This is a genomic window from Paenibacillus sp. sgz302115, from assembly GCF_056120445.1.
Window position 1 is genome coordinate 509682 of sequence record NZ_JBVYOK010000001.1, and the last position, 22074, is coordinate 531755.

A 22074-nucleotide genomic window follows, 5' to 3' on the forward strand; every position below is an offset into this window, starting at 1 on the left:
CATATTTAATGTAATCGCTTACAATAATATATATGGGAGGAAATTCAAATGAAAGCAAAAAGAATGAGGCTAGCCTGGGCGATTTTAATTTGTTTTGTGCTTATATTGCCTACGGCAAACGTACAGGCGGCAACAACAATCACTTCAAATCAAACCGGCACCCAAGACGGCTATTACTATGAGCTGTGGAAGGACTCAGGGACCACAAGTATGACTCTGGATAGTGGCGGAACGTTCAGTGCCCAGTGGAGTAACATTGGAAATGCATTATTCCGTAAAGGCAAGAAATTCGATGAGACCCAGACACATCAGCAAATTGGAAACATATCAGTAAACTATAGTGCCAACTACCAGCCAAACGGCAATTCGTATTTATGTGTCTATGGATGGACAGTTGACCCGCTCGTAGAATATTATATCGTCGATAGCTGGGGCAGCTGGCGCCCGCCAGGTGGAACCTCCAAAGGCACTATTACCGTTGACGGGGGTACATATGATATATATGAGACCCTCAGAGTCAATCAGCCTTCCATTAAAGGCAACACAACTTTCAAGCAATATTGGAGTGTCCGGACATCGAAACGTACGAGCGGAACCATATCTGTTAGCGAACACTTTAAAGCATGGGAGAGCAGAGGAATGACCATGGGGAAGATGTACGAAACTTCGCTTACGGTAGAGGGATATCAAAGCAGCGGCAGTGCCACGATAACCAGTAATACAATTACGATTGGCGGAGGCGGTGGTACAACTCCAACTCCAACTCCAACTCCAACACCTACTCCTACTCCAAGCACAGGCACGAAAATAGAAGCAGAGAATATGACTAAAGGCGGCCAGTACACCTCTAATATCAGCTCGCCTTTCAACGGAGCCGCTTTATATGCCAACAATGACTCGGTGAAATACACGCAGTATTTCGGGAGCGGTACCCATAATTTTTCACTTCGCGGGGCTTCAAATAACTCTAATATGGCCAGAGTCGATTTGAAGATCGGTGGTGTGACAAAAGGTACCTTCTACTTCGGCGGGAGCAATCCTGCGGTCTATACCTTGTCCAATGTCAGTCATGGAACCGGAAATCAAGAGATTGAGCTTGTGGTAACAGCAGATGACGGAACATGGGATGCGTACCTTGATTATTTGGAGATCAATTAATTAAATGAAGCGGTTCGGAATAAGCGAACGACCATATTAGCATTTCATGTGTGAGGAGATACTATTATGTTCACTTCAAAAGTAATAAAAGGGGCCGTGGCCCTGGTACTATTCGGTACTTTGTTCTCATTCTCTAATCCGGCGAAGCCTGTCGCGAATGCTGCCGATGCCAGCTGCTCTATGGGCTACGTAGGCCTGACATTCGACGATGGCCCGAATCCCAGTAATACGACCAATCTGCTAAATGCGCTGAAGCAGTCCGGGCTGCGCGCAACGATGTTCAACCTCGGGCAAAATGTGCAGAATAACCCGTCTCTGGTGCGGGACCAAGTGACTGCAGGCATGTGGGTAGGTAACCACTCCTATACGCATCCTCACATGACTACATTGAGCAGCTCGCAGATGTCGTCGGAAATCACTCGGACTCAGCAGGCGATCCAGTCGATTACCGGAACGGCTCCGAAGCTGTTTCGTCCGCCGTATGGCGAGACCAACGGAGCGCTAAAGTCCCTTGAGGCCCAAAATGGTCTTACCGAAGTACTCTGGAACGTTGACTCCCAGGACTGGAACGGCGCTACCACCGCCCAGATCGTAGCCGCTGCGGGCAGGCTGCAAAACGGCGATGTAATTCTGATGCATGACCAGTACCAGACTACGCTCCAAGCGATTCCGCAGATCGCGCAGAATCTCAAGAGCCGTGGCCTGTGCTCCGGCATGATCTCGCCGAGCACAGGCCGGGCCGTCGCGCCTGACGGCGGAGGCGGTGGTACAACACCAACACCAACACCTACTCCTACTCCAAGCACAGGCACGAAAATGGAAGCAGAGAATATGACTAAAGGCGGCCAGTACACCTCGAATATCAGCTCACCGTTCAACGGAGCCGCTTTATATGCGGGCAATGACTCGGTGAAATACACGCAGTATTTCGGGAGCGGTACCCATAATTTTTCACTTCGTGGGGCTTCAAATAACTCTAATATGGCCAGAGTCGATTTGAAGATCGGTGGTGTGACGAAAGGTACCTTCTACTTCGGCGGAAGCAGTCCTGCGGTCTATACTCTAACCAATGTCAGTCATGGAACCGGAAATCAAGAGATTGAGCTTGTTGTTACGGCAGATGACGGAACATGGGATGCGTACCTTGATTATTTGGAGATCAACTGAGTGATGGCTTGATTAACTTCAGTGAACAAAGCTAAAACAGCCGGGGAGATCCCGGCTGTTGTGCTGCGTAAAATTGCTATAAGCGTTCTTTCTCCACACGGAATGAAACTACAGTCCCCGAATTGGCAATGCTCTGCACTCTCAGCGCACTGCCGCAAAATCGTTTTAACCGCCTGTCGGTATTCAGCAGACCAATCCCCGTTCTTCCGTTTGCTTTAATATCCAGAATATGGTTCAGTGTTTCTTCATCCATCCCAATCCCGTTATCGGCAACAGAAATCTCGACAGCCCGGCCAATATCGGCTACTCTAATTCGGACTTCACCACCCGCAGACCTCTTTAATAGGCCATGAGTTACCGCATTTTCTACAAGCGGCTGAATTGTCAGAGGAGGGATGCGGACTTGTATATTATCGTCAAGCTCCCATACAACCTGAAGCCTGTCCTCGAACCGCTTCTGCTGGATATACAGATAGGAACGAATGAGGCTAAGCTCCCGGTCAAGTGTGATCAGGCGGTCCGAATTTCGAAAATCTATGCTAAGCCTGAAATAGTTGGTCAGCTCATCAATTAAATCATCCATTTTGATTGGATCAATCTTGCTGAGTGCAGATACCGCGTTAAACGTATTGATTAAGAAATGAGGTTTGATTTGTGCCTGCAGCAAAGCAGCTTCCATACGCAAGATTTCGTTTACCGATTTTTTGAGATTGGTCAGCGACCTTACCCTGGATTTCAGCTCCGTAGCATTCACCGGTTTGGTTACGTAGTCATTTGCCCCGGACCGGAATCCCGCCTCAATATCTTTATCCCGGTCACTGGCCGTCAAAAGAAGGACTGGAAGCTCTGCAATAGAATAACGTTCGCGAATTCGCGCCGTCAGTTCGTATCCGGACATGATCGGCATGGTTACATCCGAAATAATGATGTCCCATTCGCCTTTTTCCAGCAGTGCCAGTGCTTCTACACCGTTGACAGCCGAAAAGAGATCATATGGCTCATTTGCAAAAATTGCTCTAAGCACATTAAGATTAACCGGATCATCGTCAACAACCATCAGCCGCATCCTGTCAGGAGACGAAGTGGGGTTTAGCTCCATGTCAGAAGGGGACTCATTTAAAGTAGCTATAGCCTCACTGCTTACAGCAATTTTATCTGGAGATTCAGGCTGTGGTGCAGTGAGCTTTTCATCAGCCGCGTCAGAATCAAGCCTTAATGTGAAAGTAAAAATAGAGCCTACATTGGTCTCCGACCGTACCCCTATCGTTCCTCCATGCATTTCAACCAGTTGCTTACATATATTAAGCCCCAGGCCAACGCCTCCCATTGGGGAGGCTGAATCCAAAGGTGCCTGAACATACGCTTCGAATACTCTGCTCGTTGTTTCCAAATCCATCCCAATCCCCGTATCTGCAACCGATATGCTTGCCCGTCCGGCTTTCACTTCGGCATTCACCGATATCTCGCCCGCTTCGGAGTACTTAATTGCGTTATGTACAAGGTTGAACAAAATTTGATTCAATCTATACTCATCAGCAAATACTGAAGGGAAATCCGCCGGAATGCGGTTGACCAACTGAATCGGCTTGCCCTCAGTCATAAAACGAAGCATATCAAGCACGCTGGAAGCAACGCCATGAACGGAGACAGCCTCAAAATGCAAATGAATCTGATTTTCCTTCAGCCGGGCCATATCCAGCAAATCGTTCAGCATATAAGACATGCGGCGGCCAACGTTGACCAGCAGGTGCAGGTCATTAGCGCTGTTAACCCCCAGTTTATTCTGTTCTCTATCGGCAACCGACTGTGAAAGGTTAATCATCCCGTGCAGCGGATTGCGCAGTTCATGGGCTACTGTAAAAAGAAACTCGTCTTTCTGCTTGTCCGCCTTTTGCAGTATACCTGCGAGCTTCTGAGCGTCCCGTGACACCCCGATAAAACGCTTGAACCAAAAGGCCGCAATACAAATCATCGCTATAATTAGGTCGAAGGGATATGAGGGAACCTCCATGCGAGCTTTTTCGTAAATAATCAGCCAAATCATACTGCTAACCGCAGCGAGAGCCGCGAGGAGCAGATAAATATTTTCCGTCACCTGCCTGACCGTTGCTCTGTACATCACATAGGGCATAAGCAGACAAGGAATGAACATTAGCGCAAAGAACAGGGCTTCATACCCCTGTACAATACGTAAAGGCAGAAGACACACCGCCACAATCGCAATGCCGCACAGGAAATTGTAGACTCGAACCGCCCGGGGCGGCAACCATGCAGGGAATTTGTCCTTAATCAATTGCTGCAAAAAAAACGCGCCTGACAGCATAACGATATAAATAATTTTGTATCCCCAGACGTAGGAAAAGGGAAGCCATTTATACAATAGCCGTACATCGGTTAGCAGCGTAGCGAAAATGACACAAACCACCATCATGGAAAAGGACAGCAGTTGCTTATTCCGCGCTCCTAATATATATAATAAAAATCCGTAAAGGGCATGAAGAGCATAAGCCACACAAGCAATCCAGAGCACATTTTCTTCTAATTCCATGTCTTTTCTAAGTACATTTTCCAGTCCGAAGGTAGCGGAATGAACAATCCCGCTGCCACGAATGCTGTCAAAATTAGCGACCTGTATGATAAGTTCAATTTCTCTCTCATTTTTTAATGTAAAATACATCGTATACGGTTTTTCCAGCGGTGAATAGCTGTCTTTGGTCAGTCCCGGCTGTCCTGAGTGTCCGAGCAGCTCACGGTTTATGTATACTTCTGATGCACTTTTTATCCTCGTGATGTGGACGCCGTAAGACTCTCCCTTGTCCGGGTCCACAAGAATCCTCAAGCGGTAAGTGCCGGAGCCATGCTTCCCCTTGCCAGATGAACCCTCTTTGAAATTCAAGCTGGCCGGAACCTGGACCCATTGTTTCGGTGATTGAAGCCCAGACATTGAACTGCCATTCTCAAAGGGAAGTACACCAGGATAAAATTCCCACTCGCCATTCAACGGCAAAGAATGTTTGCTTAGAGATTCCCATCCCCGCAGATCCAGCACCCCCCGTTCCGCAACAGGATAGTTTGCAGCCAGCGTATACTGCAGCCATTCATAACGCAGCGCACTCAAGACGACCATAAATATTGTAGATATGATCCATATTTTCGTTTTCTTCATAATGGTTCTATCATTCGACATGGCACTGCAATTTTCCTCCAAAGAGGCAAAATGCGCTTGACGTTGCGCCTGGCAAGGTATTCGGATAAACTGATTGGACACTACACCTTTACAATCGAAGGAGATTTTTGCAATGGCAATGACTGAGAAAGAAAAGGCTCAAAAAGGATTGCTGTACGACAATAATAATGATAAACAACTGGTGGAAGAACGTCTTCAGGCCAAAGAGCTGTGTTATGACTATAACCACCTTCGTCCAAGCAGGATAGCGGAGAGAGAGGCCATGATCAGAGAACTTTTTGCAAAGACCGGAACAAAGTTTCTGATTGAGCAGCCCTTTCTATGCGACCAGGGATATAATATTGAAATTGGCGAGAACTTCTACTGTAATCATAATTGTGTCATGCTGGATGCGGCTAAGATTGAATTTGGGGACAATGTGTTTATTGCGCCGAATGTTGGATTCTACACTGCCGGACATCCGCTGGATGCAGAACAACGCAATCAGGGCTTGGAAATTGCTTATCCCATCACGGTAGGAAATAATGTATGGATTGGCGGGGGAGTGTCTGTTCTTCCGGGAGTCAGCATAGGGGACAATACGGTTATCGGGGCTGGGAGCGTAGTGACCAGAGACATTCCTTCAGGGGTTATAGCCGCCGGCAACCCATGCCGGGTGATTAGGGAAATTACCGAAGCGGATAAGGATAAATACCCAAGGTACTAGCGCTTTCATACCCTACCCGAAATGCAGCATCTGCCGCTTCCGCAGATTCAGATAACAAGATGCGCCTGGCTTCGTGCAATCTGAGCTGCGTTGCTATATGCTTCTAACTTATTTGAAATTTGTTATAATACATTAATAACGATTCAGATAGGCAGTGTGTTCCGCATGGTAAAAACAGGGATAATAAAGTGGGTGAAATATTAGATGGAAATTGATGAAAATATAAGTGTGGTTCCTTACGATGAAAAGTGGAATACTATATTTCAAAGCGAAAAGGCAAATCTCTTCAAGGCTTTCGGAGAAGACGTTATTGATATACAGCACTTCGGAAGCACATCTGTACAAGGAATGATTGCAAAAGCCGATTTCGTATACAATTTACTCGAACAAGCAAAGCTGCATGAGCGGGTGGGAGAGGACAGACCATGAATAAAGAAGATCAGCTCTTAATGGGTTTCAGGGACTTGTATAACAAGATGGTTTGGCTTAATAAGGATAAGATGGAAGACAGTCTTAGGGGTTATAAGTCTTCTGAAGTACATTGCATCGAATACATCGAAAAAAATGCGGATTCCAACGTGACAAACCTCGCGGAGTCCTTTTATATGACTCGCGGTGCCATAAGTAAACTAACTAAGAAGCTCATAAATAAAGGCCTTATCGAGAGCTACCAGAAGCCGGATAACAAGAAAGAAATCTATTTTAGGCTTACTGGGCAAGGGAAAGTCATTTATAAAATCCATGAGGACCTGCACAAGGAATTTCAAGAGCGGGATAAGGCCGTATTTGAACAGGTCACCGATGAACAATTTGACAGCATGCTTAGCTTCCTGGATAAGTATAGCAGGCATTTGGATGCAGAAATAAAGAAACTGGGTGTAGATGTTAAGACGGAATAAATTTGAATATTGAAAATGAAACCACAGGCAGCCGGGCTCAATTGAGAAGAGGCTGCCTTTTTTATTGCTATTATTTTGTTGACAAGGAAACAAAATAACGCTACGATAATCGTGTTTCCAAGGAAACAAAATAACAGCTTTCGAAGGAGAATTTAATGTCTAAGTTTAGATCACACCATGAACAGAACACAGAACAAACCGTAGATACACACGCTTTAATCTTCGGTCTTATCTCTGTGTTTCTTTGCGGAATAGGCTTCAGCATCATAGCACCTGTCGTCCCATTCTTAGTGCAGCCTTATATCAGCAATCCGGGAGAACAAGCTATAGTTGTTACGCTGCTGACCTCATCTTATGCAGTCTGTGTGTTTTTTGCAGCTCCCGTACTTGGAGCTTTGAGCGACAAATATGGCCGTCGTCCATTGCTCTTAGTGTGCCTTTTAGGTTCCGCAATCGGGTACTTGGTTTTCGGCATAGGAGGAGCTCTATGGGTGCTATTTGCCGGGCGCATAATAGAAGGTATAACAGGCGGGAGCATAAGCACGATCTTCGCATATTTTGCCGACATCATTCCTCCAGAGCAGAGAACCAAATACTTCGGGTGGGTGAGTGCGGTTGTAGGTGTAGGCACCGTCATTGGCCCGACTCTAGGCGGATTGCTTGCCAAGTTTGGTTATGCTGTACCCATGTATTTTGGAGCAGCAATAACTTTATTGAATGTTGTGTATGGATACTTTTTTATGCCTGAGAGCCTTAACAAGAATAGCAGACTGAAAGAGATTACCTTGGTAAGACTGAATCCATTTACACAGCTTGCAAACCTGCTTTCCATGAAAAGCTTAAAAAGGCTGCTTGTCTCAGCGTTCTTGCTTTGGATACCGGGCGGATCTTTACAGTCAGTTTTATCACAATTTACAATGGATACCTTCAGTTGGAAGCCAACACTAATCGGACTTATATTCTCAATTATGGGCGTCCAAGACATCCTTTCACAAGGTTTCATCATGCCAAAGCTTTTGATAAAACTTAGTGATACACAGATAGCAATTCTTGGAATGGTCTCGGAGATTATAGGCTACAGTCTTATTGCGCTATCTGCTTTGTTCTCATTTTATCCGCTTTTTATCGCTGGAATGTTTGTATTCGGGTTTGGTGATTCGATCTTTGGGCCTTCATTCAACGGAATGCTCTCCAAGTCTGTCGATTCTGGTGAACAAGGAAGGATTCAAGGGGGCAGCCAATCTATTCAGGCTTTAGCAAGAATGATCGGGCCGATCATTGGAGGTCAAATCTATGTATCGCTTGGGTCTGCCGCACCCGCTTTTATGGGTATGATCCTTATAGCAGCGGCAATACCAGTTTTATATAAGAGGACGCTATCATAATAATAGGGTTTCAGAACTTAGGGATAAGCTCTGAAACCCTATTTGTCTACTGCAAATATCTAAAGCTCTTTTGGCGGCCGTCCCCGATATAGAGAACATGGTCAAATTTGGAGGAATCCAATCCGTTTTCAGCGTTCAGGTACTCTTTGGCAACATATCTGCCCTTGATCTTAGCCAGTATGTTAGTAATCCCCTTGAACTCATCATGTTCGATTACATCCGTGAGCGTACATTCAATGGCGATTGGACATTCCCGGATCATAGGAGCATTAACGGCCTGCGATTGAACATGCGTTAGATTGACGTTGTCAAATTTGTTCAGATCATATCCGGAATGCGCTCCGCAATAGCTGATTGCTTCTACCAGAGAACGGTCAGGCACATTGACGATGAAATCACGAACCTCTTTTATCTGATTGATGGCATATCCCTTGCTGCTGAAGCCAAGGACCATCATATCCTTCAACGTGTACGGGGTACCGCCAACATAATGGAAATTTTGTACGTTAAGGAAATTCGAAAACAAAAAGCCGAGTTTATATGGAGAGATTGACTTTTTTAACAAGTTTATAAAGTGTTTATAATTAGTTGCGAATATTACCTAGCTTTATTACCAACTTTTACTTTAACCATCATCGAAACTATCCCTTTCTCATCTTTCAGACACTTCAGTTACAATCATCTTCATCTCAGACCACTCGTCACCTGATAAGTTACAGTCCACATTACATGTTTTGTTATCACTAACTGTTTAACTATTGAAATAGCATTTGGGGAAACTTAGAGATTTCTGTCTATCAAAATCCCTAGTTGTATTGCTATAACACGAGGCGGGTAAGGCATCCCTTTTGTGATCCACCATTCCGCAATTCCTACAAAAGATGTAACAATAAATTGAAGTATTACCTCTTCATTCAATTCTCGATTTATCCCTTTTGTTGTGTCAATATCATTTTTCATTTCTTCGATGAGAAGCTCTTGGAACCGACTACGAAAAAAAGATGCTTTACTACTTGCTAACAACGTTGAAAAGAATGAATAGTTGCTCTCAAAGTATTCGAACCAGCCTACATTCGATTCTACAAAATCTAAATCCATTTCAGCTGCTGATTCGCACATTACCTTTAGTTCATTAATATGTTCTTCAATGATTTTATCCAGTAAATCAAACTTATCTGAGTAATGAAGATAAATGGTTCCTCGGTTAACATTTGCCCGGTCAGCAATATCCTGAATGGTAATATCATCAAAATTTTTATCAGACATCAGTTCGATAACAGCTTTTTTGATAGCTTCTTGGCTTTTGGTTATTCTTCTATCCACTTTAGGCATTTATTTTCCCTCATTTTATCTAAATAAATTCAACAATTTTTATTGATGTGTTGAGTAATCAACGAATTGCGTTAATTTAACTATTGAACGCAACTTTAATCCATTTATAATTATAAACAGATGTTGATTAATCAATCAATATTGATTTATTAAGTGAATTTAGTTTAGCACTCTTGGAATAATAGAAATGAAATAAAATCATTCAGAGGGTTAAATTGAAGAAATTCCTAATAAGAAATGAGAAGACCAACTATATAAGACAAAGCACTACAAATAATATAACAATGCAAAGGAGACAAAAACATGTTTAATGAAACTTACAAATTATCAAATGGTATTGAAATTCCAAAGTTAGGTCTTGGTACATGGCTACTTGACGATGCACAGACAGCACAGGCAGTCCGTGATGCGGTATCTATCGGATATCGTCATATTGATACGGCTCAGGCTTATATAAATGAAACTGGTGTAGGCGAAGGAATCCGTTCCTGCGGTGTCGCTAGAGAAGAACTTTTCATCACGACTAAGGTTGCTGCAGAAGCAAAGACCTACGATGCAGTTACGCAGTCCATTGATGAGTCTTTAGCAAAGATGGGACTGGATTACATTGACCTTCTGATTATCCACAGCCCACAGCCTTGGAAGGAGTTCCGTGAGGAGAACCGTTACTTCGAGGAAAACAAAGAAGTATGGTCAGCAATGGAGGGTGCTTATAAGACAGGCAAGGTAAAGGCAATCGGTCTTTCTAACTTCCTTCAGGATGATATAGAAAATATTCATTCAAGTTGTGAAATCAAGCCCATGATAAATCAAATATTGGCACATGTGAGTAATACCCCCTTCGAGTTGATTGAATTTTGCCAGAAAAATGACATTCTGGTAGAGGCATATTCACCAATTGCTCACGGTGCAGTCCTTGATCATGCAGGGATGAAAGTAATAGCTGATAAGTACGGGGTATCTATTGCCCAACTTTGCCTACGTTATTGCTTACAGCTAGGTCTTGTAGTAATTCCTAAGACGGCAAATCCGGATCACATGAGAAACAATGCAGACCTTGATTTTGTTATTCAAGATGCAGATATGGAGACTTTGAAGAATGTGGGGCACATCCAGGATTACGGTGAGCATAGTTTCTTCCCGGTATTTGGCGGGAAATTAAAATAAACAAGGTATTTGTATTACTTCATGTTGAGTCTAAGGTGCGAAAATTGAGGGGAAATGCAGTTTGGTTACGTTATAAAGTGAATTATGGATCAACTGTTAAAAAATAGGAGGTGAAAGCTATGCAAATCAATTGGAGCCAAGAACAAATTGATGCTTTTTCAAAGGCTGATGATATGTATATATCACCCTTTTACAGTGACGGTAAAACTCCGGGGACACCAACTTGGATTTGGTCTGTTGTTGTAGATAATAATCTATATGTCAGAGCTTATAACGGTCTTAATTCAAGGTGGTATAAATCCGCTGTTCAACAAAAAGCTGGAAAGATAAAATTAAATGATGAGGAGTACAAGGTTACATTCCAGCCTTTGGATACGGATGCTGCATTAACTGAAAAAATTGATGAAGCTTACAAAGACAAATACGGTAATAATATGTATCTTTCAGCTATGTTAAGCAAAGGACCTGTAAGTGCAACCGTAAAAATCTTACCTCGTGAGGATTAAAATAGTTTACCCTGAATGATTCATAGCCGAATAAGTAATGATTTACCTAATCAGAAGTAAAAACAAGGGAGGACATATTGATGACTGTAAAAATGATGAAGGCCGCCGTGCTGACAGGTCCGAAGAAAATTGAGATAAAGAGTATTCCAGCACCGGAAATGAAACCAGGCATGCTGGAAATTGATGTGAATGCATGCGGTGTCTGCGGAAGCGACATCCATATGTGGAAGGTCGGACAGGGCTGGGGTGAACAGGGAGACTCCGATTTTGTTATGGGGCATGAGTTCTGCGGTACAGTCACAAACCCAGGCGATAGCAAGCGATTTAAGACTGGTGACCGTGTGACTTTCTGGGCAAATCTGTATTGCGGTAAATGCGACATGTGCATGGGAGGTCAGGAACATCTGTGCAGAGAGGTAAACGGTACGAACTATATTGGATTTGTCTGTAATGGAGCCTATGCAGAGAAGTTTGTGGGCAGAGAGTCCAATGCTTATCTGCTTCCGGACAGCGTAACGGATCTGGCAGCAAGTCTCATTGATCCGCTGATGGTCGCTTACCATGCAGTAAAGAAGTCCGGCATCAAGCTTCATGATAAGGTGCTGGTCGTAGGAACCGGAATCATCGGACATTTTATCGGAGAACTTGCTAAGAAAGCCGGCGCCTCGTATGTAGCAGTGTCTAAGGTAAACGATATTAAAATAGAAAAAGCCAGGGAATTCGGTGTATTTGATGATTACTTCGATGGAAATAATCCGAATCAGGCTGAGATTCTCAAGCAGGCATCTGATGGTGGATTTGACATTGCCTTTGAGGCCGTTGGTCTGGGCGATACACTGGACACATGCATCGACGCGGTGAAACCGGGCGGAAAAGTACTAATGATCGGAAATTCTATCGATCCTAAAGTCTCATTTTCCATGAACCGAGCCGTCCTTCAGGAGATACAGCTGATTGGAAGTGTATCCTGTACAAGAGTGGAATTCGAAGAAACCATTGATTTGATTGCCAGCGGAGTGATCGATCCGCAGAAGTATGTAACTGATATCCTTCCACTAGACGAGTTACAGAATGCAATGGAGCGGCAGATTAATCCGAATGATCCACTCCTGAAGACAGTCATTAAAATGTGAATCGATAGGATGAACGTTGTTTCAAACTTGTCCTTTATGTTAAGGGAAGGACCTGTAAGTGCAACCGTAAAAATCTTACCTCGTGAGGATTAAAAATAGTTTATATAATAATAAAAATAGCTAAAAAATTATACCGCAAACGGGTGCATTTCTGAAGTAACTAAAGCCTAATTTCTCACCTATAACACCTGAGAAATTAGGCTTTTTATATTTGTATTTCCTTAACGTTGTAAATCCGCGTATTGCTGGTGATACCCCTGTACGAAGAAGAGATTGTAGTTACATTCGGACGCCCATCGGCATCGTAAAAGCTCACCAAAATCACCGGAAATCCGTAATACATTTTCTCATAATCCACAGCTACCTTATCCATTATGCAATCCTCCTGAAAATCTTACTTACCATCAAGTGGCAGTTTCAATACAGAAAGCATAACGCAGCGGGTAAGGAGCCTGAGTGATTTGACGCACATGCCTAGTTGCTATCCAGTTGCAAGGACGGGCCAAAAAACTCATAGTGGATTTGTTCTTCCTTCATTCCTAGGGCGTGTAATTCCCGGATCATGGCTTCCATAAAAGGTACCGGACCGCAAACATACGCATCACCGGAAATGTCCACATATGCTTTCAGGACTTCGCCTGTAATTATGCCATCGGGACCGCTGGAATAGAAGGTTTTGGTCTTGACGTTGCTCATAGCCGCAGCATATTTCTCAATATCCGCACCGAAAGCGGAGAGCGCTTCATTCCGCGCAGAATGCAGAAATACAGTCGGCCGGTCCGGCGTGGTTGACGACACGGTTTCGAGCATGCTCATCATCGGCGTTATGCCTACGCCACCAGAGATAAAGGCTACCGGTGTTGTTTTGGAAGCATCAAGCAAAAATTCACCGGCTGGAGCGCTAACTTCAACAGTATCTCCTTCAGCCACCTGCTCATGAAGATACAGCGAGACAACACCATTCGGATCATTATCTGCTTCGCGTTTTACGGAAATGCGGAATTCATCCGCTTTTGGCGCTTGTGAAAGGCTGTACTGGCGGATCATTGTGTATTTCTCACCCGGGATCAAAACACGCACAGAGATATACTGGCCTGGCTTGTAGTCCGGCACATTGGAGCCGTCAGACGGTTTCAGATAAAACGATGTAATATTGTCGCTCTCTTGCACTTTGCTCACTACAGTGAACGGCTTGAAGAAGTTCCAGCCATTGTCCTGTTCCCGCGCTTCCTTATACATGCTGTCTTCAACGCCGATAAAGGCAGCTGCGATGACACCATATGCTTCTTCCCAAGCCTTAAGAATGTCATCCGTTGCGGCATCACCCAGCACTTCCTTAATCGCTTTCAGCAAAAATTCGCCGACGATCGGGTATTGCTCCGGCTTAATGCCAAGACTGACATGCTTGTGTGCGATCTGAACCACTGCAGGCAGAATATTCTCGAGGTTGTCAATATGGACTGCCGCTGCATACACCGCATTCGCAAGTGCTGCCTGCTGACGGCCTTGTGCCTGGTTGGCATGGTTAAATACATTAAGTAGCTCAGGATGGGCGGCGAACATATTCCGGTAAAACACCGATGTAATGGTTGTGCCATGTTCTGCCAAGACGGGTACTGTGGATTTGACAATGTCCCTGGTTTGCTGTGATAAAATAACGATCCACTCCTCTCAATTAGTACAAAATTAATATATACTGATTTTAAATTAAAAGATATATCTAAAATACCACTTTAACAATTTGGACAATATATATGATATTATTTGTAATAAATATCACTTACTATGCATGTCGATTGGAGAAAAACATGAGACTTACGTTGTACACGGATTTTTCTTTACGAATTCTCCTATATCTTGGAGCCAAAGAGCTATCTGAATTATCAACCATACAAGACATTTCGAACGCATACCATATCTCCAAAAACCATTTGATGAAGGTCTCGCACGAACTAGGCAAGGCGGGATATATTGAAACGGTAAGAGGGCGGGGAGGAGGGGTACGGCTTGCCCTTGCACCTGAAGAGATTAATATCGGGGAGGTCGTGCGCCGGATGGAGGACGATTTCTATCTTGTCGAATGCTTCAATCCTTCAGGCGGCAGCTGTCCGATCTCCCCGGTGTGTGGACTTAAAGGAGCGCTTGGCAAAGCGCTTCAAGCCTATCTGCAGGTGCTGGATGAATACACACTGCAAGATTTATTGAGCAACAAAGATGATTTGCGGGCTGTTCTGCAGCAGGATAGGATTATGACTCCCCAAACAACAGACGTTCTTCATCCCGGCTATGAACGGAGTTCAGAACCAGCAGCGCGTAGAACTGCCGAATCACCGAAGGAGTAAGGCCTTCAGTACCAAGCGCTGTCTTAACATCTCTTACTATGATTCTCAACAGTTCATGATCGCGAGATAAACGGGTAATTGCATCTTGCAGATGAGGATTTTTCTCAGCGACTTCCTGATAGAAGCCTTCTTCTTCAGCATCGGCGTGACTAAGAATCCGCGTTTCCCAGTACTCAATCAAATGGTCGGCCGCTTGGCGGGTCACTTCGAATTCGTTCACTTTCAGAAGCTCTTCTATCTCTTCGGTTTTGGCGGCAGCACCGGATAGCCCTCCCTGATGAATCGCATGATGGGCGTGCAACTGGCGTAATGAAGGTCCTGACATATAGCTTCATCCTCTCGTTTTTTGTTCAGTATAGCACACAAGAAAGTAGTGAAATTCCCGGTAAGGCTTCTACCCGATATAAAAGAGGGAAGTCCCTTACAGCATCAAATTCCCGCGCTTCGGCAGCGTTTAAGATCAGCTTTTCTCACAGTGAGGAAGGCTTTTTTGCTTTGACTAAGAATCGAGGGAATTCCCGCTGCTCAATAGGACATTCCCTAATGGGAAGTATGGCGCCGCAGATACATAATGGTATTAATTGAATGCTGTAAAGGAGTGTTCGTCTCAGATGAAGAAAAAATACGGCCTTAATTTCTTTAAACCAATCGAAAGCTATTCCAGGAACTGGTCCATTCTCGAAGAGAAGAACCGGGATTGGGAGAACATGTACCGCCAGCGCTGGTCACATGATAAAGTAGTCCGCACCACACACGGAGTCAATTGCACAGGCTCCTGCAGTTGGAAGGTGTTCGTGAAGAACGGCATCATTACCTGGGAGAACCAGCAGATTGATTATCCTTCCTGCGGACCGGATATGCCTGAGTTTGAACCGCGCGGCTGTCCCCGCGGAGCCACATTTTCATGGTACGAGTACAGTCCTCTGCGGGTGAAATTCTCCTATATTCGCGGGAAGCTGTGGCGGTTATGGCAAACAGCCCTGTCCCAGCACAGCAATTACATTGACGCCTGGGCCAGCATTGTAGAAGATCCTGAGAAGGCTAGCCAGTACAAGAAGGCCCGCGGCAAAGGCGGTCATATTCGTGTGGCGTGGGACGATGTACTGCACCTTATTTCAGCACAGCTCATCTATACGATCAGAAAATACGGTCCCGACCGGATCGCCGGCTTCACTCCCATTCCGGCAATGTCAATGATCAGTTATGCTTCAGGCGCGCGCTTCATATCGCTTCTGGGCGGACAAATGCTGAGCTTCTATGACTGGTACGCCGATCTTCCTCCGGCTTCTCCGCAAATTTGGGGTGAGCAGACGGATGTTCCCGAATCCTCCGACTGGTACAATGCCGGCTACCTGATCATGTGGGGGTCCAATGTGCCGCTTACCCGGACACCGGATGCACACTTCATGACGGAAGTGCGCTATAAAGGAACCAAAGTTGTATCGGTGGCACCGGACCTTGCGGAGAATGTCAAATTTGCCGACAACTGGCTGGCGCCAAATCCCGGGACTGACGCTGCGCTCGCCCAGGCCATGACACATGTAATCCTGAATGAGTTCTACATGGAGCGTCAAGAACCGATGTTCCTTGATTATGCCAAGCAATTCACAGACATGCCTTTTCTGATTTTGCTGGACCCGCACGAAGATGCGCTTAAAGGCGGCCGTTTCCTCCGGTCAAGCGATCTCGGCGACACCTCGGAGCATTCCGACTGGAAGCCTGTAATTTTTGACGAGTCAGCCGGTGAAATGATTGTTCCTAATGGCACCATGGGGCAGCGGTGGGAGCAGGGCAAAGATTGGAACCTGATACTTGAGCGGGAAGATGGAAGCAAAGTGGAGCCGGCGCTGAGCATTGAAGGCCACGGCGAAGAGTGGGCAGAAATCGTGTTCCCGTACTTCGATAATTCGGGAAATGGCACTTTTAAACGGATGATTCCGGTCAAAAAAGTACGTCTGGCGGACGGTACAGAACGGCTTGTCGCCACTGTCTATGACTTGATGATGAGCCAGTATGGCATCGCACGTACAGACAGCCCGCTTAATGCCAAGGACTACTATGATGAATCCTCTCATTACACGCCTGCCTGGCAAGAGAAGATTACGAGTGTGAAACCTAGTGTTGTAGTTCAGATTGCCCGTGAATTTGCCCAGAACGCAATAGATACAGGCGGACGCTCGATGATTATCATGGGCGCAGGGATCAATCACTGGTTCAACAGTGATACCATCTACCGTTCCATCCTGAATCTGGTCGTTCTAACCGCTTCCCAAGGTGTGAATGGCGGAGGCTGGGCGCATTACGTCGGTCAAGAGAAATGCCGTCCGATCGAAGGCTGGTCAACCGTCGCGTTCGCCAAGGACTGGCAAGGTGCTGCCCGGCAGCAGAATGCCACATCGTTTTTCTATTTTGCCACAGAACAGTGGCGTTACGAGGAGAGCGGCACCGATTCACTGAAATCGCCGACGGGCGGGGATGTAGCCTATCAGCATCCGGCTGACTATAACGTGCTTGCTGCGCGTCTCGGCTGGCTGCCTTCCTTCCCGCAGTTCAACAAGAACAGTCTGCTATTTGCTGAAGAAGCTGCGCAGCAGGGGAAGAAGTCCAATCCGGAGATTATCAGCCACACCCTGGAAGAGATCAAGTCGCGGACAACCCGCTTTGCGGTTGAAGACCCCGGCGCACCGGAGAATTTCCCGCGTTCACTGTTTATCTGGCGCTCGAACCTGATTTCAAGCTCCGCCAAGGGGCAGGAGTATTTCATGAAGCATTTGCTTGGAGCTTCCGATGGGCTGCTTGCCCAGCCGAATGAAGAGCAGAAGCCGGAGGAGATCATCTGGAGGGAAGATGTAGAAGGCAAACTCGACCTGATGGTCGCGCTCGATTTCCGGATGACTACAACACCGCTGTATGCAGACATTGTTTTGCCTGCGGCTACCTGGTATGAGAAAACAGACCTGTCCTCAACAGACATGCACCCGTTTGTGCACCCGTTCAACCCGGCAGTTAATCCGCTGTGGGAATCGCGTTCGGACTGGGATATTTACCGCCAGCTTGCGGAGGTTTTCTCCGAAATGGCGAAATCGCATCTGCCTGGGGTCTATAAAGATCTTGTTGCCTCACCGCTGGGCCATGACTCAATTAGTGAGATTTCACAGCCTATGGGCCTTGTCAAAGACTGGGCCAAGGGAGAAATTGAAGCCATTCCGGGCAAAACAATGCCAAATCTAAGCATCGTGGAGCGCGACTATACCAAAATTCATGACAAATACAGCTCGCTTGGGCCTAACCTTGCAACAGGCAAAGCAGGTGCGCACGGTATCAGCTTCTCCGTAGCCGAAGAATACGAGGAACTGAAGCGGATTAGCGGAGTGTATACCGATGAGTCAATCAAAAACGGTCTGCCGAAGCTGCAAACTGCCCGCCAGGTGGCAGATACCATTCTTCATTTGTCTTCAGCCACCAATGGCCGGGTATCCCAGAAGGCATATGCGCAAGCGGAAAAGGATTCGGGCGTTGAGCTAAGAGATATTTCGGCTGACCGGGCGGCAGAGAAAATCACCTTCCAGAGCATCACCGCACAGCCGCGGGAAGTGATTCCGACACCGGTATTCAGCGGCTCGAACAAGCAAGGCCGCCGCTATTCGCCATTCACAACGAATATCGAACGGCTCGTTCCTTTCCGCACGCTGACAGGAAGACAGCATTTCTATATTGACCATGAGATCTTCCTGCAGTATGGAGAATCGCTGCCTGTCTATAAGCCAACCTTGCCGCCTATGGTCTTCGGAACTTCCGACAAGGAAGTGAAGGGCGGACTGGATACGCTTGTATTAAGATATTTAACACCGCATGGCAAGTGGAATATCCACTCCACTTACCAGGACAACCAGCATATGCTGACGCTGTTCCGTGGCGGTCCAACGGTGTGGATCAACAACGAGGATGCGGAAGCGCACAGCATTTCCGATAACGACTGGCTCGAAGTGTACAACCGCAACGGTGTCGTAACGGCACGCGCAGTCGTCAGCCACCGGATGCCGAGAGGCACCATGTTCATGTACCATGCTCAGGACAAGCATATTCAAGTACCTGGCTCCGAAATCACAGACACACGCGGCGGAAGCCATAATGCGCCTACACGAATTCATCTTAAGCCTACGCAGATGGTCGGCGGGTATGCACAGCTCAGTTACGGCTTCAACTACTATGGTCCCATCGGCAACCAACGGGATGTCTACGTAGCCGTACGCAAAATGAAGGAGGTCAACTGGCTTGAAAATTAAAGCACAAGTAGCAATGGTAATGAATCTGGATAAATGCATCGGCTGCCACACCTGCAGTGTGACCTGCAAGACGACCTGGACTAACCGCAAAGGCGCGGAATATATGTGGTTCAACAACGTCGAAACTAAACCCGGAATCGGATATCCGAAGCGTTGGGAAGACCAGGAGCTCTACAAGGGCGGCTGGCAGCTTCGCAAAGGCAAGCTTGAACTGAAATCCGGCAACAAGCTGTCCAAGATCGCACTTGGAAAAATCTTCTACAATCCCGACATGCCGGAAATGAAGGATTATTACGAGCCGTGGACATACAACTACGAGCATCTGACGAATGCAGGCGAACAGAAGCATTCCCCGGTCGCCCGGGCTCATTCTGCGGTGACGGGCGAGAAGATGGATCTGGAATGGGGGCCGAACTGGGAGGATGATCTGGCTGGCGCACATGTAACCGGACCGCTTGATCCGAACATCCAGAAGATTGAGGAAGAGATCAAATTCAATTTTGAGAAATCCTTTATGATGTACCTGCCCAGACTCTGTGAGCACTGCCTTAATCCGAGCTGTGTGGCCTCCTGTCCTTCCGGTGCGATGTACAAACGGGACGAGGACGGAATTGTGCTTGTCGATCAGGAGGCTTGCCGCGGCTGGCGATATTGCATGACAGGCTGCCCCTACAAGAAGGTGTACTTCAACTGGCAGACCAACAAAGCAGAGAAATGCACCTTCTGCTTCCCGCGTGTGGAAGCGGGCTTGCCGACGGTCTGCTCCGAGACTTGCACCGGCCGGATTCGCTATTTAGGCGTTCTCCTGTACGACGCCGACAAAGTCCTTGACGCCGCTTCAACTCCGGACGAAAAAGATCTATATAAAGCACAATGCGATCTGTTTATGAATCCGCATGATCCGGAAGTGATTGCTCAGGCAAGAAAAGACGGCATTTCGGAAGACTGGCTGGAGGCTGCGCAGAACTCCCCGGTCTACAAGCTTGCCATCGAGCATAAGCTGGCATTCCCGCTTCATCCGGAATACCGCACGCTGCCGATGGTATGGTATGTGCCGCCGCTTAGCCCGATCATGAATTACTTTGAAGGCAAAGATTCGCTAAAGAACCCGGATATGATTTTCCCGGCCATCGAAGAAATGCGGACGCCGATCCAGTACCTGGCGAACATGCTGACTGCAGGGGATACGGGTACGGTAAAAGAAGCCTTGCAGCGGATGGCAATGATGCGCTCCTACATGCGCGCCAAATCCGCAGGACAGGAGTTCGATCTTAGCCGGCTTGAACGTGTGGGCATGACCGCAGAGCAGACGGAGCAAATGTACCGGCTGCTCGCCATCGCCAAATATGAAGACCGTTTTGTAATCCCGACTTCCCACAAGGAACAGCATATGAATCCTTACCGTGCGCAAGGCTCCACCGGATTCGGACATATCATGGGCGATATGGGCTCAGGCTCCGGTTGTGACGGCTGCGGTCCGGTCAGCTCTACCGGAACCGCAATGAAGTCCGGCAAGGAAATGTATGAAGAAAACTTCTATGGAGGGATTTGGCGTGATTGATCTGACCAAACTTCACAATTACAAATCGTCCTTCAGATATTTCGCCCTGCAGCTCATGTACCCGGAGAAGCTGGATTTTCATCCGGCTTTTCTGGAAGAGGCGTTCGGCAGCGGGCATCCGGGTTATGCCCATGTGCACACCTACTGGTCAGTCATGCAGACCTTCAGTCTGGATGAGATCCAGGAGAGCTATGCGGCCACTTTTGATTTCCAGAAAGACTGCGCGCTGTATATGACCTTTTTTAAATTTGAGGAGGCCAAAGAGAGGGGGCAGATGCTCGCCAAGCTGAAGCTTCTGTACGAAATGTTTGGGCTGGAAATGCCGGAAGGCGAATTGCCCGACTATCTTCCGCTTATGTGCGAATTTCTGTATGCCGCCGAATGGCTTGAAGTCCCGGGAGCTCCCGAGAATTTCCGGATGCTGATTGCGATCCTTGAGGATGGCACCTATCATCTGCTCAAGGCGCTGGAGAAAAATCAAAGTCCTTATTACCACCTGGTGAAGGGACTCCGTGAAACATTTAAAGCTTGTGCAGGGCAGGAGGCCATTAGTTAATGAATATGTCTGGTCAGTTCTTATGGGTTATTTTCCCTTACATTTGTTTGGCAGTCTTTATCGTTGGACATATTTTCCGCTACCGTAAGGACCAGTTCAACTGGACCGCTAAATCCAGTGAATTCATCGAGAAGAAGCAGCTGAAATATGGAAGTATCTTATTCCACCTTGGAATCATTCCGGTCATTTTCGGCCATATCGGCGGTCTTGTGGTTCCGAAGACATGGCTGGAGGCGGTAGGTGTAAATGATCATCTCTACCACATTGGCGCAGTTTACATTGGCAGCTTTTTTGGCGTGGCAACACTGCTGGGCATGATTATCCTCACCTCCCGCCGGTTTACGATCAAGAACGTCCGCCGGCTCAGCAGCGCCTCCGATTTGATTGTCAATGCACTGCTGCTTTTCATCGTCTTCATGGGGATGTATTCCACAGTAGTAACCAACGCCGTGCAGCCTGAATTTGATTACCGGGAGACCATTTCCGTCTGGTTCCGGGGCCTGTTCATGTTCAGACCCGATCCGTCACTCATGGGCGATGTGCCGTTTTCCTTCAAGGTGCACATTCTTTCGGGCTTTGCCATCTTCGCCTTTTGGCCGTTCACACGGCTGGTCCATGTCTGGAGTGTTCCGTTGAATTATGTAGGCAGAAGTTATATTCTATACAGAAGAAATAAAAAATTGAATTAA

General features: G+C 46.6%; 19 protein-coding genes and 1 pseudogene. 14 read left to right on the forward strand and 6 right to left on the reverse strand.

Going from position 1 to position 22074, the window contains the following annotated elements:
- The first annotated feature begins 48 nt into the window (after positions 1 to 48).
- Together AC0LWN_RS02295 and AC0LWN_RS02300 are read left to right on the forward strand one after the other, a co-directional pair.
- Positions 49 to 1158 carry a glycoside hydrolase family 11 protein gene (locus AC0LWN_RS02295; protein ID WP_474663021.1) on the forward strand — a complete coding sequence of 370 codons (1110 nt, stop codon included), beginning with the start codon at positions 49 to 51 and terminating at the stop codon, positions 1156 to 1158.
- A gap of 66 nt (positions 1159 to 1224) precedes the next feature.
- Positions 1225 to 2325, forward strand: coding sequence for a polysaccharide deacetylase family protein (locus tag AC0LWN_RS02300; RefSeq protein WP_474663022.1), 1101 nt, complete (start codon positions 1225 to 1227; stop codon positions 2323 to 2325).
- A gap of 76 nt (positions 2326 to 2401) precedes the next feature.
- On the opposite strand, the gene AC0LWN_RS02305 is transcribed toward AC0LWN_RS02300, so the two are convergent.
- Positions 2402 to 5512, reverse strand: a complete 3111-nt coding sequence (locus AC0LWN_RS02305; RefSeq protein ID WP_474663023.1) for an ATP-binding protein — start codon at positions 5510 to 5512, stop codon at positions 2402 to 2404.
- 118 nt (positions 5513 to 5630) lie between these two features.
- On the opposite strand from AC0LWN_RS02305, the gene AC0LWN_RS02310 reads away from it, so the two are divergent.
- The 4 genes from AC0LWN_RS02310 (at position 5631) to AC0LWN_RS02325 (ending at position 8502) form a co-directional block, all read left to right on the forward strand.
- Positions 5631 to 6218, forward strand: a complete 588-nt coding sequence (locus AC0LWN_RS02310) for a sugar O-acetyltransferase (RefSeq protein ID WP_474663563.1) — start codon at positions 5631 to 5633, stop codon at positions 6216 to 6218.
- 204 nt (positions 6219 to 6422) lie between these two features.
- The gene (locus tag AC0LWN_RS02315) at positions 6423 to 6647 is read left to right on the forward strand and encodes a GrpB family protein (protein WP_474663024.1); all 225 of its coding nucleotides are present in this window, start codon (positions 6423 to 6425) and stop codon (positions 6645 to 6647) included.
- Positions 6644 to 7117: a MarR family transcriptional regulator gene (locus AC0LWN_RS02320; protein WP_474663025.1), complete on the forward strand. Its 474-nt coding sequence runs from the start codon at positions 6644 to 6646 to the stop codon at positions 7115 to 7117. Before AC0LWN_RS02315 ends, AC0LWN_RS02320 begins: the two co-directional genes overlap by 4 nt.
- Before the next feature lie 155 nt (positions 7118 to 7272).
- Positions 7273 to 8502, forward strand: a complete 1230-nt coding sequence (locus AC0LWN_RS02325) for an MFS transporter (protein ID WP_474663026.1) — start codon at positions 7273 to 7275, stop codon at positions 8500 to 8502.
- A 46-nt stretch (positions 8503 to 8548) separates the two neighbouring features.
- Here AC0LWN_RS02325 and AC0LWN_RS02330 read toward each other — a convergent pair whose 3' ends face one another.
- Together AC0LWN_RS02330 and AC0LWN_RS02335 are read right to left on the reverse strand one after the other, a co-directional pair.
- On the reverse strand, positions 8549 to 8959 hold the full coding sequence (locus tag AC0LWN_RS02330) for a flavin reductase family protein (RefSeq protein ID WP_474663564.1): 411 nt from the start codon (positions 8957 to 8959) through the stop codon (positions 8549 to 8551).
- Positions 8960 to 9282: 323 nt separating this feature from the next.
- A complete protein-coding gene (locus AC0LWN_RS02335) occupies positions 9283 to 9834 on the reverse strand; it encodes a TetR/AcrR family transcriptional regulator (RefSeq protein WP_474663027.1) in 552 nt (183 codons plus the stop codon).
- A gap of 303 nt (positions 9835 to 10137) precedes the next feature.
- On the opposite strand from AC0LWN_RS02335, the gene AC0LWN_RS02340 reads away from it, so the two are divergent.
- The 3 genes from AC0LWN_RS02340 (at position 10138) to AC0LWN_RS02350 (ending at position 12640) form a co-directional block, all read left to right on the forward strand.
- Complete coding sequence (locus AC0LWN_RS02340) at positions 10138 to 11001, forward strand: aldo/keto reductase (protein ID WP_474663028.1); 864 nt, start codon at positions 10138 to 10140, stop codon at positions 10999 to 11001.
- 119 nt (positions 11002 to 11120) lie between these two features.
- On the forward strand, positions 11121 to 11507 hold the full coding sequence (locus tag AC0LWN_RS02345) for a DUF2255 family protein (RefSeq protein WP_474663029.1): 387 nt from the start codon (positions 11121 to 11123) through the stop codon (positions 11505 to 11507).
- 80 nt (positions 11508 to 11587) lie between these two features.
- Positions 11588 to 12640: a zinc-dependent alcohol dehydrogenase gene (locus AC0LWN_RS02350; protein ID WP_474663030.1), complete on the forward strand. Its 1053-nt coding sequence runs from the start codon at positions 11588 to 11590 to the stop codon at positions 12638 to 12640.
- A 205-nt stretch (positions 12641 to 12845) separates the two neighbouring features.
- Here the strand turns inward: AC0LWN_RS02350 and AC0LWN_RS02355 are convergent, their stop codons facing one another.
- A complete protein-coding gene (locus AC0LWN_RS02355) occupies positions 12846 to 13013 on the reverse strand; it encodes a hypothetical protein (protein WP_474663031.1) in 168 nt (55 codons plus the stop codon).
- Positions 13014 to 13114: 101 nt separating this feature from the next.
- Positions 13115 to 14296, reverse strand: a complete 1182-nt coding sequence (gene hmpA / locus AC0LWN_RS02360) for an NO-inducible flavohemoprotein (protein ID WP_474663565.1) — start codon at positions 14294 to 14296, stop codon at positions 13115 to 13117.
- Positions 14297 to 14448: 152 nt separating this feature from the next.
- Between hmpA and AC0LWN_RS02365 the strand changes: the two are divergent.
- Positions 14449 to 14874 (forward strand): annotated as a pseudogene (locus tag AC0LWN_RS02365) (RrF2 family transcriptional regulator); the annotation flags it as partial.
- A 13-nt stretch (positions 14875 to 14887) separates the two neighbouring features.
- Here the strand turns inward: AC0LWN_RS02365 and AC0LWN_RS02370 are convergent.
- Complete coding sequence (locus tag AC0LWN_RS02370; protein ID WP_474663032.1) at positions 14888 to 15307, reverse strand: hemerythrin domain-containing protein; 420 nt, start codon at positions 15305 to 15307, stop codon at positions 14888 to 14890.
- 286 nt (positions 15308 to 15593) lie between these two features.
- Here AC0LWN_RS02370 and AC0LWN_RS02375 point away from each other — a divergent pair, with 286 nt between their 5' ends.
- Genes AC0LWN_RS02375 through narI form a run of 4 tightly spaced genes read left to right on the forward strand, consistent with a single transcriptional unit; the run spans position 15594 to position 22074 of the window.
- Positions 15594 to 19268 (forward strand): nitrate reductase subunit alpha, encoded by a 3675-nt coding sequence (locus AC0LWN_RS02375; protein WP_474663033.1) that lies wholly within the window; start codon positions 15594 to 15596, stop codon positions 19266 to 19268.
- Complete coding sequence (gene narH / locus AC0LWN_RS02380; protein ID WP_474663034.1) at positions 19258 to 20829, forward strand: nitrate reductase subunit beta; 1572 nt, start codon at positions 19258 to 19260, stop codon at positions 20827 to 20829. Before AC0LWN_RS02375 ends, narH begins: the two co-directional genes overlap by 11 nt.
- The gene (narJ, locus tag AC0LWN_RS02385; protein ID WP_474663566.1) at positions 20822 to 21385 is read left to right on the forward strand and encodes a nitrate reductase molybdenum cofactor assembly chaperone; all 564 of its coding nucleotides are present in this window, start codon (positions 20822 to 20824) and stop codon (positions 21383 to 21385) included. Before narH ends, narJ begins: the two co-directional genes overlap by 8 nt.
- Complete coding sequence (narI, locus tag AC0LWN_RS02390; RefSeq protein WP_474663035.1) at positions 21385 to 22074, forward strand: respiratory nitrate reductase subunit gamma; 690 nt, start codon at positions 21385 to 21387, stop codon at positions 22072 to 22074. Before narJ ends, narI begins: the two co-directional genes overlap by 1 nt.